General features: G+C 60.6%; 14 protein-coding genes. 12 read left to right on the top strand and 2 right to left on the bottom strand.

From position 1 onward, the window contains the following. Positions 1-188 precede the first annotated feature (188 nt). The 12 genes from AB4O16_RS19510 to AB4O16_RS19455 all read left to right on the top strand — a co-directional run bounded on the left by AB4O16_RS19510 (position 189) and on the right by AB4O16_RS19455 (position 15,008). Entirely contained in the window at positions 189-1,934 is a 1,746-nt protein-coding gene (locus tag AB4O16_RS19510) for a protein-disulfide reductase DsbD (protein ID WP_160389567.1), read from the top strand. A 132-nt stretch (positions 1,935-2,066) separates the two neighbouring features. Beyond that, entirely contained in the window at positions 2,067-2,522 is a 456-nt protein-coding gene (aroQ, locus tag AB4O16_RS19505) for a type II 3-dehydroquinate dehydratase (RefSeq protein WP_150714527.1), read from the top strand. Positions 2,523-2,546: 24 nt separating this feature from the next. Further along, on the top strand, positions 2,547-3,005 hold the full coding sequence (gene accB / locus AB4O16_RS19500; RefSeq protein ID WP_160389568.1) for an acetyl-CoA carboxylase biotin carboxyl carrier protein: 459 nt from the start codon (positions 2,547-2,549) through the stop codon (positions 3,003-3,005). Positions 3,006-3,022: 17 nt separating this feature from the next. Then, positions 3,023-4,381 (top strand): acetyl-CoA carboxylase biotin carboxylase subunit, encoded by a 1,359-nt coding sequence (gene accC / locus AB4O16_RS19495; protein ID WP_160389569.1) that lies wholly within the window; start codon positions 3,023-3,025, stop codon positions 4,379-4,381. A 291-nt stretch (positions 4,382-4,672) separates the two neighbouring features. Further along, entirely contained in the window at positions 4,673-5,551 is an 879-nt protein-coding gene (gene prmA / locus AB4O16_RS19490; protein ID WP_160389570.1) for a 50S ribosomal protein L11 methyltransferase, read from the top strand. Positions 5,552-5,581: 30 nt separating this feature from the next. Then, entirely contained in the window at positions 5,582-6,826 is a 1,245-nt protein-coding gene (locus tag AB4O16_RS19485; protein WP_460155579.1) for a DUF3426 domain-containing protein, read from the top strand. A gap of 184 nt (positions 6,827-7,010) precedes the next feature. Continuing rightward, complete coding sequence (dusB, locus tag AB4O16_RS19480) at positions 7,011-8,021, top strand: tRNA dihydrouridine synthase DusB (RefSeq protein ID WP_008016791.1); 1,011 nt, start codon at positions 7,011-7,013, stop codon at positions 8,019-8,021. Continuing rightward, entirely contained in the window at positions 8,018-8,338 is a 321-nt protein-coding gene (gene fis / locus AB4O16_RS19475; protein ID WP_015093301.1) for a DNA-binding transcriptional regulator Fis, read from the top strand. The genes dusB and fis overlap by 4 nt, the downstream gene beginning before the upstream one ends. 82 nt (positions 8,339-8,420) lie before the next feature. After that, positions 8,421-10,028 (top strand): bifunctional phosphoribosylaminoimidazolecarboxamide formyltransferase/IMP cyclohydrolase, encoded by a 1,608-nt coding sequence (gene purH, locus AB4O16_RS19470; RefSeq protein WP_160389572.1) that lies wholly within the window; start codon positions 8,421-8,423, stop codon positions 10,026-10,028. Positions 10,029-10,172: 144 nt separating this feature from the next. After that, positions 10,173-11,468: a phosphoribosylamine--glycine ligase gene (gene purD / locus AB4O16_RS19465; protein ID WP_460155578.1), complete on the top strand. Its 1,296-nt coding sequence runs from the start codon at positions 10,173-10,175 to the stop codon at positions 11,466-11,468. Between the two features lie 100 nt (positions 11,469-11,568). Next, positions 11,569-14,346, top strand: a complete 2,778-nt coding sequence (locus AB4O16_RS19460) for a hybrid sensor histidine kinase/response regulator (protein ID WP_160389574.1) — start codon at positions 11,569-11,571, stop codon at positions 14,344-14,346. Between the two features lie 65 nt (positions 14,347-14,411). Next, positions 14,412-15,008, top strand: a complete 597-nt coding sequence (locus AB4O16_RS19455) for a MarC family protein (protein WP_160389575.1) — start codon at positions 14,412-14,414, stop codon at positions 15,006-15,008. A gap of 85 nt (positions 15,009-15,093) precedes the next feature. On the opposite strand, the gene AB4O16_RS19450 is transcribed toward AB4O16_RS19455, so the two are convergent. Together AB4O16_RS19450 and AB4O16_RS19445 are read right to left on the bottom strand one after the other, a co-directional pair. Beyond that, a complete protein-coding gene (locus AB4O16_RS19450; protein ID WP_460155577.1) occupies positions 15,094-15,702 on the bottom strand; it encodes a hypothetical protein in 609 nt (202 codons plus the stop codon). 98 nt (positions 15,703-15,800) lie between these two features. Beyond that, positions 15,801-16,613, bottom strand: a complete 813-nt coding sequence (locus AB4O16_RS19445) for a hypothetical protein (RefSeq protein WP_160389577.1) — start codon at positions 16,611-16,613, stop codon at positions 15,801-15,803. Between the last annotated feature and the right edge of the window lie 24 nt (positions 16,614-16,637).

Below are 16,637 nucleotides of genomic sequence, written 5' to 3'. Positions count from 1 at the left end.
AGATAGCTATCGCGGGCAAGCCCGCTCCCACAGGGTTCTCGGTAGTACACAATGTTCGTGCTCACTGAAGATCACTGTGGGAGCGGGCTTGCCCGCGATGGCGTCAGTGCACTCACCACACATCCTTGGCTCTGCACACCGAACGACTGTCCGCTATCATCCCCCCAATTCCGATACGCGAGATCGTCATGCGCCGTTTGCTCTGCCTGCTGTTTCTAGTGTTCGCCCTGCCGGCCAGCGCCACTGGCTTGCTGGAGGATCGCCCCAGTTCGACCCTGGGCTCGATCAACAACAGCGCCGACTTCCTGCCCGTGCGTGAAGCCTTCCAGTTGAGCCTGGTAGAGAGCACACCGCAATCGATCAAACTGCGTTTCGTCGCCACCGAAGGTTATTACCTCTACCGTCACCGTTTTCAGTTCCGCGCCGATCCGGCCGAAGTCGTTCTCGGCGCGGCAAAACTGCCCGATGGCCAGAAAAAGCACGATGAATACTTCGGCGACGTCGAGGTCTATCACGGCATTCTCGACGTCGAGTTGCCGCGCACCGACCAACGCGCCTTCACCCTGGCCGTGACCTATCAGGGATGCGCCGACAAAGGCCTGTGTTATCCGCCGGAAACCGAGCGTTTGAGCATCGACGGCAGTGGTGCCGCGACAACGGCTTACTCATGGAGCTGGCGCGAACTGGCGTTGTTTTTCCTCGCCGGCCTGGGCCTGACCTTCACGCCCTGCGTGCTGCCCATGCTGCCGATCCTGTCCGGTGTAGTGCTGCGCGGCCAGGTCGGTGGCTGGCGCGGCTTCAATCTGTCACTGGCCTATGTGCTGCCGATGGCCGCGTGTTTTGCCCTGCTCGGCGCGTTGATGGGCCTGTTCGGTGCCCAGCTCAATCTGCAGGCGCGATTGCAGTCGGCCTGGGTGCTGGTGCCTTTCGCGATGTTTTTTGCGCTGTTCGCGCTGGCGATGTTCGGCGTCTTCGAACTGAAACTGCCACATGCCATCAGCAGTCGCCTGGACCGCATCGCCGGTCGTACCGAAGGCGGTTCGCTGTGGGGCGCCGCGGTGCTCGGCGTGGTCTCCAGTTTGCTGGTTTCACCCTGTGTTTCGGCGCCGTTGGCCGGTGCGTTGCTGTACATCAGCGCCAGTGGCGATGCGCTGGGCGGCGGTCTGAAGCTGTTCATGCTCGGCCTCGGCATGGGTGCGCCGCTGTTGCTGGTGGCCACCGGCGGTGCTGCCTGGCTGCCGAAAAGCGGTCCATGGCTGGTCTACGTGAAAAACGCGATTGGTGTGTTGTTGCTCGGACTGGCGATCGCCCTGCTCAGCCGTGTCTTGCCCGGCCAGGTCACCTTGCTGTTGATCGGGCTGCTGGCCGGTGGCGCAGGCTTGTTCATGGGTGCGCTGGAGTTCGTCTACAAGCCGCCGCGCAAGCGCCTCGGGCAGTTGCTCGGAATATTCCTGGTGTTTTACGCCCTGGCCTGCTGGTACGGCGCGTTCAGCGGCCAGACCGATCCGTTCAATCCCATTGGCCAGCCGCGCGTCGTCGAAAGCAACCAGCCTGTACAAGGCATCGGTGCCTGGCAAACCGTCAGCACTTCCGCCGATCTCGACCGCGTACTCGCCGAGGCCCGGTCGTCCGGCACTCCGCTGCTGCTCGACTGGTACGCCGACTGGTGCATCAGCTGCAAAGTCATCGAGCATGAGGTGCTGAAGGACCCGATCGTCGTCGAACGCCTGAAGGGCTACCGGCTGATCCGCGTCGACATCACCGCCAATAATGCCGAGCAACGCACCTTGCTCGACCGTTATCAGTTGTTCGGTCCACCGGCCTTGATGTTTTTCGGCAAGGACGGCGTCGAACGCGCCGATGTGCGGGTGATTGGCGAGATCAACGCCAAAGACTTCGCCGAACGTGTTACCCGGGCGAATGACCACATTTAATCAAGCAGTCATATATTTTGCGCAAACATCGGTCATCGTGCTGGCTATTGCAGAGAACTGGACAGTCACAAAGGCTTTGCGGCATAGTCGCCGGGTTCTGACAACTGCACACAGATAACAAAGGAACCGCCGATGGCGACGCTACTCGTTCTGCATGGCCCCAACCTGAACTTGCTCGGCACCCGTGAACCGGGCACCTATGGCGCCACGACGCTGGCGCAGATCAACCAGGACCTGGAACGCCGCGCCCGTGAAGCCGGTCACCATTTGCTGTACCTGCAGAGCAACGCCGAGTACGAATTGATCGACCGCATCCACGCCGCGCGCGGCGAAGGCGTCGATTTCATTCTGATCAATCCAGCAGCTTTTACACATACAAGTGTCGCATTACGTGACGCGCTGCTGGCGGTGAGCATCCCATTCATCGAAGTGCATTTGTCTAACGTGCACAAACGCGAACCTTTCCGCCATCACTCTTACTTCTCCGACGTAGCGGTGGGAGTGATCTGCGGCCTTGGCGCCAGCGGTTATCGACTGGCCCTGGAGGCCGCCCTGGAACAGCTTGAACAACAAGTTAACCGCCCCTGACCGACCCTTGGGAGTTGATGATTCATGGATATCCGTAAAGTTAAGAAACTGATCGAATTGCTGGAAGAGTCCGGCATCGACGAGCTCGAGATCAAGGAAGGCGAAGAGTCCGTACGCATCAGCCGTCATAGCAAGACCCCGGCTCAGCAGTACTACGCGCCGGCTCCGATGCCTGCTCCGGTTGCCGCGCCTGCCGCCGCTCCGGCTGCCGCTGCCGCACCTGTTGCCGCGGCCGCTCCGGCACTGAACGGCACCGTTGCCCGTTCGCCGATGGTTGGTACGTTCTATCGCAAGTCTTCGCCAACCTCGCCGTCCTTCGTTGAAGTCGGCCAGACCGTGAAGAAAGGCGACACCCTGTGCATCGTTGAAGCCATGAAGATGATGAACCACATCGAAGCTGAAACCAGCGGTGTGATCGAATCCATCCTCGTCGAAGACGGCCAGCCGGTTGAGTACGACCAACCGCTGTTCACCATCGTTTGAACCGCGGAGAGCCTTTGATGACTGCGAAGTTGGAAAAAGTTCTGATCGCCAACCGCGGTGAGATCGCCCTGCGGATCCTGCGCGCCTGCAAAGAAATGGGCATCAAGACCGTCGCCGTTTACTCCAAGGCTGACAAGGAACTGATGCACCTGGGCCTGGCAGACGAATCCGTCTGCATCGGTCCGGCATCGGCCGCCCACTCCTACCTGCACATTCCGGCAATCATTGCCGCGGCCGAAGTGACTGGCGCCACCGCCATTCACCCTGGCTACGGCTTCCTTGCGGAAAACGCCGACTTCGCCGAACAGGTCGAGAATTCCGGCTTCGCGTTCATTGGCCCGAAAGCCGACACCATTCGCCTGATGGGCGACAAGGTATCGGCCAAGCACGCCATGATCGCCGCCGGCGTACCGACCGTTCCGGGCTCTGACGGCCCGCTGCCGGAAGACGAAGAAACCGCTCTGCGCATTGGTCGCGAAGTCGGTTACCCGGTGATCATCAAGGCCGCTGGCGGCGGCGGTGGTCGCGGCATGCGCGTTGTGCATAAAGAAGAAGACCTGATCTCCTTCGCCAAACTGACCCGCACCGAAGCTGGCGCGGCGTTCGGCAACCCGATGGTCTATCTGGAAAAGTTCCTGACCAACCCACGTCACGTGGAAGTCCAGGTACTTTCCGATGGCCAGGGCCAGGCTATCCATCTGGGCGACCGCGACTGCTCGCTGCAACGTCGTCACCAGAAGGTTCTCGAAGAAGCGCCGGCACCGGGCATCGACGAACAGGCCCGCGAGGAAGTTCTGGCTCGCTGCGTCAAGGCGTGCATCGACATCGGTTATCGTGGCGCGGGCACTTTCGAGTTCCTGTACGAAAACGGTCGTTTCTACTTCATCGAGATGAACACTCGTGTCCAGGTAGAGCACCCGGTTTCGGAAATGGTCACCGGTATCGACATCGTCAAGGAGATGCTCAGCATCGCCGCCGGCAACAAGCTGTCGTTCACCCAGGATGACGTGGTCATCCGCGGTCACGCGCTGGAATGCCGGATCAACGCCGAAGACCCGAAAACCTTCATGCCGAGCCCGGGCACGGTCAAGCATTTCCACGCCCCAGGCGGCAACGGCGTTCGCGTCGATTCGCACCTGTACAGTGGTTATGCCGTTCCGCCGAACTACGACTCGTTGATCGGCAAGCTGATCACTTACGGGGCAACCCGTGACGAAGCCATGGCGCGCATGCGCAATGCGCTGGACGAGATCGTTGTCGACGGGATCAAGACCAACATCCCGCTGCACCGCGACCTGACCCGCGATGAAGGCTTCTGCAAAGGGGGCGTGAACATTCACTACCTCGAGCACAAGCTGGCTGGCGAGAAGCACTAAGCTTCGACCCGATCAACAAGGCCGCCTTCGGGCGGCTTTGTTGTTTCTGAAGGTTTCAAAAATCCCCCTGTGGGAGCGAGCTTGCTCGCGAAGAGGCCACTACATTCAACCTAGATGTCGACTGACACACCGTCTTCGCGAGCAGGCTCGCTCCCACAGGATTGCGAACGGCTCAAGACAAGCACCAGCCCCAAGCTCATCCCACTCCCACAAAACCCCCGCTCTCGCGTAAACTTGCGCGCTTCTCGCAGCCCGCTAGGCTGCTATCAACATTTTTCAAAGGTGCCCGCCATGCCTTGGCTGCAAGTACGTCTCGCCATCAGCCCGGAACAAGCCGAAACCTATGAAGACGCTTTCCTTGAAGTGGGCGCCGTGTCGGTGACCTTCATGGACGCCGAAGATCAGCCGATCTTCGAGCCGGAACTCAACACCACCCCGCTGTGGTCGCACACGCACCTGCTGGCCCTGTTCGAGGGGGGCACCGAGCCCGGCCCGGTACTGGCCCACCTGGAACTGCTGACCGGCAGCCCGCTGCCTGAACACCACAGCGAAGTGATCGAAGACCAGGACTGGGAACGCAGCTGGATGGACGGTTTCCAGCCCATGCAATTCGGCCAGCGCCTGTGGATCGTGCCGAGCTGGCACGCCGCACCGCAACCTGACGCGGTGAACCTGCTGCTGGACCCGGGCCTGGCATTCGGCACAGGCACCCACCCGACCACCGCACTGTGCCTGGAATGGCTCGACGGTCAGGACCTGAAGGGCTGCAACGTGCTGGACTTCGGCTGCGGCTCGGGGATCCTGGCGATTGCCGCACTGTTGCTCGGCGCCAAGGAAGCCGTGGGCACCGACATCGACGTGCAGGCGCTGGAAGCCTCCCGCGACAACGCCGGGCGCAACAACATTGCCGAACACCTGTTCCCGCTGTACCTGCCCGAAGACTTGCCGCAAGTGCAGGCCGACGTGCTGGTGGCCAACATTCTCGCCGGCCCGCTGGTCTCGCTGGCGCCGCAGTTGTCCGGCCTGGTCAAGTCGGGCGGTCGCCTGGCGCTGTCGGGCATCCTCGCCGAACAGGGTGATGACGTCGCTGCCGCCTACGCCAAGGACTTCGATCTGGACCCGATCGCCAATCGCGATGGCTGGGTGCGCATCACTGGCCGTCGGCGCTAGAATGAGCATCTGCATAATCCGGATCGCCGCATGACCGATAGCTTCGTCACCCAGTGCCCGCATTGCCAAACCAGCTTCCGCGTCAGCCATGCCCAATTGAGCGTGGCTCGCGGGGTAGTTCGTTGCGGCTCCTGCCTGCAGGTGTTCAATGCCGCCAAGCAGTTGCTTGAACAGGCCGGCAAAGAGCCCGTTGCGCCGATCGCTGCGGTCATCGCCGAAACACCGGAACCCGCAGAACCGCGCGCCATCAGCCAAAAGCAATGGAGCGCGACCGAACTGGACCTGGACACTCTCGACCTCGACGAAGAACTCGCCCGGCTCGAGCAGCGGGAAATCCAGCCGACCACCGAACTCGGCCGCCATCGCGACGACTCGCTGAGTGCCCGTCGCGACAGCGCCGGCCAGGATGACGAGGAACAGTGGCCCGACAGCCTGTTCAGTGAGTCGGCAGCCGATCGTGCGCAAGCCGGCGAACCGCTCGACGACCCTGAAACGCCAGAGCCGACGATCGAACCGGGCACAACCACGCGCACCGAACCTTCGCTGTCTCTGGAACCGGTTGACCTCGACGAAGAGCCGCAGCCACCCCAGTTGCGCCTGCACGACCCTCTCGATGCCCCGCTACACCGCGAACGCCTGTCAGCCGCCGACGAGAACGAAATCGACGACAACCTGCCCTCGATCGAGCCGCTGCGTAAACGCCGCGAGCGCAGTGAGCCGGGCGTGCGCGCCGAAGTACTGCAAGACCTGACCGACGACCCGCTGCAACTGGACTGGCAAAAACGCCGCTCACCCTGGGGCCGGCGCCTGTTGTGGTTGCTGCTGGTGCTGATTGCCGCGGGCGCCCTCGCCGGCCAGTACATTGCCTATCATTTCGACGAACTGGCGCGACAGGATCAATATCGCCCGTGGTTCCAGCAGCTGTGCCCGCAAATCGGCTGCACCGTGCCGTCCAAAGTCGACATCGCGAAAATCAAGAGCAGCAACCTGGTGGTGCGCAGCCATCCCGAGTTCAATGGCGCACTGGTGGTCGATGCGATCATCTACAACCGCGCACCCTTCTCCCAGCCCTTCCCGCTGCTGGAACTGCGCTTCGCCGACCTCAATGGCCACCTGATCGCCAGTCGTCGCTTCAAACCCGGCGAGTACCTCAACGGGGATCTCGAAGGCATGGCGGAAATGCCTCCCCAAACGCCGATCCACATCGCCCTCGACATTCTCGACCCCGGCGCCAAGGCCGTGAACTACAGTCTGAGCTTTCACTCTCCGGAGTGAAACGCCCCATCGCTCACCGATTGACGTCGGCTTCCTGACTCCCCGTGGCAAACCAAACCACGGGGTATAACAGAATAACTGTTCAGATTTTGTTCAATTCAGCCTTTATCCAGTCATCGAGAGCGGGTATCATGCCAACCCTTTTTCGAACTCTCATGATCCGGCCCCACAACAGGGAAGTCCTATGTCGGCGGTACGCATCGGTCCATACACATTACATAACAGCTTGATTCTCGCCCCCATGGCGGGCGTCACCGACCAGCCCTTTCGTCAGCTGTGCAAGCGCTTGGGCGCCGGACTGGTCGTCTCGGAAATGGTCACCAGCGACATGAGTTTGTGGAACACCCGCAAGTCGCGCATGCGCATGATCCACGAAGGTGATCCCGAGCCGCGCTCGGTACAGATCGCCGGCGGGGACGCGCAGATGCTGGCGGATGCTGCCCGTGCCAACGTTGAAATGGGCGCGCAGATCATCGATATCAACATGGGCTGTCCGGCGAAAAAAGTCTGCAACAAGGCTGCCGGTTCCGCACTGTTGAAGGATGAACCCCTGGTAACCGAGATCCTGCAGGCCGTCGTGGCTGCGGTCGATGTGCCGGTTACCCTGAAGATCCGGACCGGTTGGGACCGGGACAACAAGAACGGCCTGACGGTGGCGAAGATCGCCGAGCAGGCAGGCATTACGGCGCTGGCGGTGCATGGCCGCACCCGTGCCGACCTGTACACCGGTGAAGCCGAGTACGACACCATTGCCGCGATCAAGCAGGCGGTGTCGATTCCGGTCTTTGCCAACGGCGATATCGATTCGCCGGAAAAGGCCCGGTACGTGCTCGACGCGACCGGTGCCGATGGTTTGTTGATTGGCCGGGCCGCCCAGGGGCGGCCATGGATTTTTCGCGAGATCGACCATTTCCTGCGTACCGGCGAGAAACTCCCGGCGCTGGAACTGATCGAGGTGGAACGCATTCTGCTAGAGCATCTGGCTGCCCTGCACGCCTTCTATGGCGATGTCATGGGTGTGCGCATTGCTCGAAAGCATGTGGGCTGGTATCTCGCAACCCTGCCGGGCGCCAGGGAGTTTCGCGCCCACTTCAATCGTTTGGATGGTACGGATACACAATGCGCCAACGTTCGCGCGTTTTTCGCCGAGCGTTACAAGAGCCTGACAGGGGACGGAGAGTGGGTGGCCGCATGACGATGATGACCGAGACTTTAGTGAGTGGAACAACACCCGTGAGCGACAACGTGAATTTGAAACAGCACCTCAATACACCGAGCGAAGAGGGCCAGACCCTTCGCGGGAGTGTCGAGAAGGCGCTGCACAATTATTTCGCCCACCTTGAGGGCGCTGCCGTCACGGATGTGTACAACCTGGTGCTCTCCGAAGTCGAGGCTCCCCTGCTCGAGTGCGTGATGAACTACGTCAAGGGCAACCAGACCAAGGCCAGCGAGATGCTCGGACTGAACCGGGGCACGCTGCGCAAGAAACTCAAGCAGTACGATTTGCTGTAAGCATTCATTCAAACCAGAAAGGCGCCCGCGTAAAACCGGTCGCCTTTTTTGCTGACTTCCTTTGCTTTTGATGGAAATTGAGATGACCGACCAGACTACCCGCCTGCCGATCCGCCGCGCCTTGATCAGCGTTTCCGACAAGACCGGGATCCTCGAATTCGCCAAGGAGCTTGAAGCCCTGGGCGTCGAGATCCTCTCCACCGGCGGGACGTTCAAGCTGCTGCAGGACAACGGCGTTGCCGCAGTGGAAGTCGCGGATTACACCGGTTTCGCGGAAATGATGGACGGCCGGGTGAAGACCCTGCACCCGAAAATCCACGGCGGGATCCTCGGTCGTCGCGGTATCGACGACGCCATCATGAACGAGCACGGCATCAAGCCGATCGACCTGGTAGCGGTCAACCTGTACCCGTTCGAAGCCACCATCAACAAGCCAGGCTGCGACCTGCCGACCGCCATCGAGAACATCGACATCGGCGGCCCGACCATGGTCCGTTCGGCTGCCAAGAACCACAAGGACGTGGCCATCGTGGTTAACGCCAGCGATTACGCCAACGTCCTGGAAAACCTCAAGGCTGGCGGCCTGACCTACGCCCAGCGTTTCGACCTGATGCTCAAGGCCTTCGAACACACCGCGGCCTACGACGGCATGATCGCCAACTACATGGGCACCGTGAACCAGGCTGCCGAGACACTGAGCACAGAAGGCCGCAGCGAATTCCCGCGCACCTTCAACAGCCAGTTCATCAAGGCCCAGGAAATGCGCTACGGCGAGAACCCGCACCAGAGCGCGGCGTTCTACGTGGAAGCCAAGCCAAGCGAGGTCGGCATCGCCACCGCGACCCAACTGCAAGGCAAGGAACTGTCGTACAACAACGTGGCCGACACCGACGCCGCGCTGGAATGCGTGAAGAGCTTCGTCAAGCCGGCCTGCGTGATCGTCAAGCACGCCAACCCGTGCGGCGTGGCTGTCAGCCCTGATGCCGAAGGCGGCATCCGCAAGGCCTACGACCTGGCCTACGCCACCGACACCGAATCCGCTTTCGGCGGCATCATCGCCTTCAACCGCGAGCTGGACGCCGAGACCGCCAAGGCCATCGTCGAGCGTCAGTTCGTCGAAGTGATCATTGCCCCAAGCGTCAGCGAAGAAGCCCGCGCCATCGTCGCCGCCAAAGCCAACGTACGCCTGCTGGCCTGCGGCGAGTGGTCGGCCGACCGCGCCGCTGCCTGGGACTACAAGCGCGTCAACGGTGGCCTGCTGGTACAGAGCCGCGACATCGGCATGATCGGCGCCGACGACCTGAAAGTCGTGACCAAACGCGCTCCGACCGAACAGGAAATCCATGACCTGATCTTTGCCTGGAAAGTCGCCAAGTACGTCAAGTCCAACGCCATCGTCTACGCCAAGAACCGCCAGACTATCGGTGTCGGCGCCGGCCAGATGAGCCGCGTGAACTCCGCGCGTATTGCTGCGATCAAGGCAGAACATGCTGGCCTGCAGGTTCAAGGTGCTGTCATGGCATCCGACGCGTTCTTCCCGTTCCGCGACGGCATCGACAACGCGGCCAAGGCCGGTATCACTGCGGTGATCCAGCCAGGCGGCTCGATGCGTGACAACGAAGTGATTGCTGCTGCCGACGAAGCCGGCATCGCCATGGTCTTCACCGGCATGCGCCACTTCCGTCACTGATAACACGTCCACTGTAGGAGCCGGCTTGCCGGCGATAGCGGCCTGCCAGGTAAACGGCGATGACCCGAACGCCAGCAAGCCGGCTCCTACGGTCAGCATCCAGCAGGATGCATCCCCGAATTAGCGTCATCCGAGGTTTTTGAAATGAATGTTTTGATCATTGGCAGCGGTGGCCGTGAACACGCCCTGGCCTGGAAAGTGGCTCAGGATCCGCGTGTGCAGAAGGTATTCGTGGCTCCGGGCAACGCCGGCACCGCCATCGAAGCCAAGTGCGAGAACGTCGCCATCGACGTACTGGCCCTTGAGCAACTGGCAGACTTTGCCGAGAAAAACGTTTCCCTGACCATCGTCGGCCCTGAAGTGCCGCTGGTCGCCGGTGTCGTGGATCTGTTCCGCAGCCGCGGTCTGGATTGCTTCGGTCCGACCGCTGGCGCTGCGCAGCTGGAAGGTTCGAAAGCGTTCACCAAGGACTTCCTGGCTCGCCACAAGATCCCGACTGCCGACTACCAGAACTTCACCGAAATCGAGCCGGCCCTCGCTTACCTGCGAGAAAAAGGTGCGCCGATCGTGATCAAGGCCGACGGCCTGGCCGCGGGTAAAGGCGTGATCGTCGCCATGACCCTGACCGAAGCCGAAGACGCCGTGCGCGACATGCTGGCGGGCAATGCCTTTGGCGATGCAGGTTCGCGCGTGGTCATCGAAGAATTCCTCGACGGCGAAGAAGCCAGCTTCATCGTCATGGTCGACGGCAAGAACGTGCTGCCGATGGCCACCAGCCAGGACCACAAACGCGTCGGCGACGGCGACAGCGGTCCAAACACCGGCGGCATGGGTGCTTACTCCCCGGCGCCAGTGGTCACCGCCGAGGTGCACAAGCGCGTCATGGACCTGGTGATCTGGCCGACCGTGCGCGGCATGGCCGAGGAAGGCAACGTCTACACTGGCTTCCTGTATGCCGGCCTGATGATCGACAAGGCTGGTAACCCAAAAGTCATCGAATTCAACTGCCGTTTCGGCGACCCTGAGACCCAACCGGTGATGCTGCGCCTGCAGTCGAGCCTGGTTTTGCTGGTCGAAGCTGCCCTGGCGCAGGCACTGGATAAAGTGGAAGCGCAATGGGATCCACGTCCGAGCGTCGGCATCGTGCTGGCCGCGGGCGGCTATCCTGGTGATTACGCCAAAGGCGCAGCCATCAGTGGGCTGGATGCAGCGGCTACACTGGAAGGCAAGGTTTTCCACGCCGGCACTGCGCTCAAGGATGGTCAGGTAGTGACCGCCGGTGGTCGCGTATTGTGCGCCACAGCCATGGGTGCCAGTGTCGACGCTGCACAGCAGCAGGCCTACAAGCTGGCGGCAGCGATTGACTGGGAAGGCTGCTTCTATCGCAAGGACATTGGCTACCGCGCCATTGCCCGCGAGCGTGGCGAAAATCAGGAATAAGGCAGACACCGCGCCAGGCAATGAACACCGTTCATTGCCTGGCTATTCCGGCGCCGCGCATCGTTATATTCTGGCATCAACCTAACGAAGGGATTTCGCCGTGCGCTGGCTCAGGATTGCCATAAGCTTAACCGTCACATTGCTGACCCTGCTCTGCATGCTACCGGCCCAAGCCGCGCAAGGCAGTGGCTGGGCGGTATTGCTCGACGAACAAGGCGACCTGCAACTGAGCGACATCCGTTCCGCCCGCTACACCAATCAATTCAGCCCCATCGAACTCGACCGCATTACCGCGGCCGAACCCGAGGGCGCGTTATGGTTGCGATTCAAGCTTGCACCGGGCAAACATGAGCAGGTGCTGCGGGTGTTCGCGCCGGACCTGCGCCAGTTCAACATGTATGTGCTAGACGGCGACAGGCTGATCGATCAATCCAGCACCGGCAACGAACAGCCGCAATCCGAGCGGCCATTGCCCAGCAGCGACTTCATGCTGGCCCTGCCGCAAAGCGACGGCCCCCTGGACGTATACCTGCGGCTGGCCTCCGACCACCAGTTACGGCCCTACATCACCCTGCAATCGGCGGTCATCGCAGCGGCCAACCACAATCAGACGCTGATCTATGGCCTGTTGTTCGGTTGCATCGCCATGCTGATCCTGCACAACCTCATCCGCTACGCCTACACCCGTTCGCACAGCGCCCTCTGGCTGGCGGCGTGCGAGGGGCTGCTGATGCTCAGCCTGCTGCTGTTGCTGAACCTCGCCGGCCCCTGGCTCCCGGACTGGCACGCACTGCAAACACCGGGGGCTTACCTGGCACTGCTGCTGACCGCGCCCTGCGGCCTGATGCTTGCCTATCGCTTCTTCTCCCCGCTCGGGCCGCACCCGCTGAACCGGTTGCTGCTCGGCGAGGTCCTGCTCATCACGGCCTGCGGATTGATGCTGCTGTTCGTCAATACCTTGCCGCTGAACTTCATTACCTATGGCCTGGTAGCCCTGGCCGGCCTGACCATGCTGTTCATCAGCGCCTATCACTGGCAAAAGGGTTATCGCCCGGCTCGTCTCTTCGTGGCGGCCATGGTGGTGTTCAACCTCGGGACCCTGGTCATCCTGCCCGCACTGTTGGGGCTGACCCTGATCGAACCCCATGGCCTGATCACCACTTTGCTGTTGTTCATCTGCATCAGCGGCCTGTTGATGAGCATTGCGTTGAGCGAGCGTCAGCGCCGCATCACCGAAGACCGTTTCAGCATCAGCCGTGACTTGGCGGCCAGCAACGCCGAGATCAACGCCAAGGCCGAGTTCCTGGCGAAGATCAGCCATGAGATCCGCACCCCCATGAACGGCGTCCTCGGCATGACCGAGCTGCTGCTGGGCACACCACTTTCGGTCAAGCAACGCGACTATGTGCAGACGATCCACAGCGCCGGCAACGAGCTGCTGACCCTGATCAACGAAATTCTCGACATTTCCAAACTCGAGTCCGGACAGATCGAACTGGACGATGTGCAGTTCGACCTCAATGCGCTGATCGAAGACTGCCTGAGCATCTTCCGCGCCAAGGCCGAGCAGCAAAACGTCGAGTTGATCAGCTTCATCCAGCCGCAAGTGCCGCGGGTGATCAGCGGTGACCCGACGCGCCTGCGCCAGACCCTGTTGAGCCTGCTTGAAAACGCCCTGAAAAAAACCGATGAAGGCGAAATCCTGATCGTCGTGGCGCTCGACGAGCGCAACAGCAAACCACGCCTGCGCATCGCCGTGCAGGACAGCGGCGAGCCGATGGACGCCGAAGAACGCGACGCCCTGATGCACGCCGAACTGCACAGCCGGCATTTCCTTTCGGCCACCCACCTGGGCGGCAACCTGGGGCTGGTGATTGCCCGGCAGTTGATTCGCTTGATGCAAGGGGAGTTCGGCATCAAGAGTGGCAGCAACCAGGGCAGCACCCTGTGGCTGACCCTGCCGCTGGACCCGGATCGCCTCGAACACCCGACCTCCGACCTCGACGGCCCGCTGCAAGGTGCGCGGGTGTTGGTGGTGGACGACAACGACACTTGTCGCAAGGTGCTGGTGCAGCAATGCAGCGCCTGGGGCCTGAACGTCAGCGCTGCGCCTTCGGGCAAGGAAGCGCTGGCACTGCTGCGCACCAAGGCTCACTTGCGCGACTACTTCGACGTGGTCCTGCTGGACCAGAACATGCCCGGCATGACCGGCATGCAACTGGCGGCCAAGATCAAGGAAGACCCGAGCCTGAACCATGACATCCTGCTGATCATGCTCACCGGCATCAGCAATGCGCCGAGCAAGATCATCGCGCGCAACTCCGGGATCAAGCGCATCCTCGCCAAACCGGTGGCCGGCTACACCCTCAAGACCACCCTGGCCGACGAACTGACCCAACGCAACAAAGGCCAGGTCGTCACGCACCCACTGCCAAACGGCCCGGCACTGCCGGTCAAGGTCCCCAGCGACTTCCGCATTCTGGTGGCCGAAGACAACAGCATCTCGACCAAGGTGATCCGCGGCATGCTGAGCAAGCTCAACCTGCAACCGGATACCGCCTGCAACGGCGAAGAAGCCCTGCAGGCAATGAAGGCCCAACGTTACGACCTGGTGTTGATGGACTGTGAAATGCCGATCCTCGACGGCTTCTCGGCCACCCAGCAATTGCGTGCCTGGGAAGTCGGCAATCAGCGGGTCCGTACACCGGTGGTGGCATTGACCGCCCATATCCTGGCCGAACACAAGGAGCGTGCACGCCAGGCCGGCATGGACGGCCACATGGCCAAGCCGGTCGAATTGTCGCAGCTGCGTGAATTGATCGAACACTGGGTCGCCCAGCGTGACCAGCAGAATCGCGCAACGACCCAAACGTCCTGAGCCGACAGACTGCGCAACCCCTGATAGACTCCCCCTCGACTTCCCTCGCCAGTGAGCCCGGCACCATGCTCCATGTGTTGTTCAGCGTTTACCTGAAGATGCTGGTGCTCTACAGCCCATTCTTCGTGTTGTCGTGCTTCATCAGCCTGACCCGTGGTTACTCGCGCAAGGAACAGCGTCGGCTGGCCTGGAAAGTAGCGGTCGCCACGCTGGTCTCCAGCGTGCTGTTGTATTTGTTCGGCCGGGTGATTTTCAGTGTTTTCGGCATTACCGTGGACGCGTTCCGCATCGGTGCAGGCAGCGTCCTGTTCATCTCGGCACTGGGGATGGCACAAGGCAAGTCGGCGGTACAGACCGACAATGTGCAGCAAGATGTGACCATCGTCCCGCTGACCATTCCGCTGACCGTCGGCCCCGGCACCATCGGCGCCCTGCTGGTGATGGGTGTGAGCCAGCCGCATTGGGACGACAAGCTCACGGCCATTGTCAGCATTGCCCTGGCCAGTTTCACCGTGGGCGTGGTGCTGTTTTTATCCGGTCGCATCGAGCGCCTTCTTGGCGACCAGGGGCTACAGATCGTCAGCCGCTTGATGGGGTTGTTCGTGTGCGCACTGGCGGCACAGATCATCTTCACCGGGGTGAAGGGCTATCTGGTGCCTTGAAGCGGCGGCTTGTCCAAACCCGAAAAACAAGGCCCCGTGCATCAATCACGGGGCCTTGTCTTTTACTGCGTACCAGACCTTTCAGTCATGACTGGAGTTTGCGCATGAACACCTTGCTCGAATAAGCGTCGATTTTCTCGTGGACCCGTTTACGGTAGTTTTCAAACTCCCCTCGGTTGAACACGAATACCCCGCCACCGGGAATGATCGCCAGCTCTCGATCGAACTCGCTCCACAGGAAAAAGTCGCTTTCAATCACGGACGCGCTGTAGCGCAAGCCAAGCAGGCAGACGACCACTTCCCCCGAGGTGAGCCGCTCGCAAGGCGCGCACTTGAGGATACCCGAGCCGCCTTCGGCAACATTCCCGCGAAAGAAGTCCCAGGCAAACTCATCCAGCCGCAATGCCTTGAAGGTGTCCTGGAAGAGCTGGCCCAAGCGCTCCACGCCCAATTTGCCCATAATAGTATAACTTTCACTGAGCAATTGACGGACACTCGCGACCAGGACCGGATCGGCGGGAACAAGGGTCTTGAGCGTGAATCCCGCCTTGAGCAGTCGCCCTTGAAAATAATCGAACCAGTCCTTCCTCGACAACCGATCCGGGTATTTCTCATTGGCTGCCAGTTCCGCATACAACAAGCAGGCTTGTATATCCTCCTGGTCTTGCGAACTTACCTGCGGGGCAAAGGACACAAGGCAACCACCCACTACGACAGCATTAACAGACGTAGACATATTCAACCCATACAGTCAGTGCCTTGATCGACTACATTGATCAAAGCCTGCCCGCCTTATTGACCTGTCAATTGTTTGAAAAGACCATCAGCAAACTCATCGTTATAGGCATATATCATGGTTTTCTTTCGTTCGAATGCACGTCGATTAAACTTGCGCACACCGGCACCCTGAAAAATCTGCAAGCCTTGGGTCTTGTAAGTCACGAATAGAAAGTTGCCGTTGTATTCCTTGTCCACCAAGTCCAGACCGCCCATCAACATGGACATGCCGCCTGGCGTCGCAATGCAAGGCACAGCCTTGAAGCTGACGACTTCGTTTTTCTTGCTGCCGGCATCGACAATCTTCAGTGCGTCCTTATCGCCCTTAAGCTTGCTGAAACCCGACGCGACAAGGCTCAAGACACTGCCCGTACCACCGGAAATGACGGTCTCCAGTACCTGCAACACAGCCTCATTCATCGTAATGGTGAGCTGTTTGCTGACGTATTTCTTGTAGGTGAAGCTTTCCGTCACCCAGCCCACCGCCAACAATGCCTCGTTGTATTTATGGTAACGCTGTTCGTTGCTGGTTTCCTTGGGCAGGCGCCGGACCACTGCTTCGGCAAACTGCTGGCAGTCCAGCGCATCCTGCATGTCATCCTCCGAAAGCGCCTGGTCGAACACCACGAGCGAAGGCCCTACTACCGAAGCCCCTACACCTTGCTCCGACGAATCACTCGACTCTGCGCTCAGTGTCGAGATGGAACGCTTGGTCCGCGTCCGTGGCGCGACGTTTTTCAGTTCTGCGGCAACGCCTTCGAAATAACTATCCTGCATGGCATCATCAAATGCGATTTGAGCCACCGAGCGAACATCTATATCGGTCATTTAAATCTCCCTTTAATTAACAAG

The sequence above is a fragment of the Pseudomonas sp. S2_H10 genome (genome assembly GCF_054668285.1).
The sequence above is the reverse complement of the archived record's forward strand: the minus strand, read 5'-3'. Positions and strand labels throughout refer to the sequence as shown.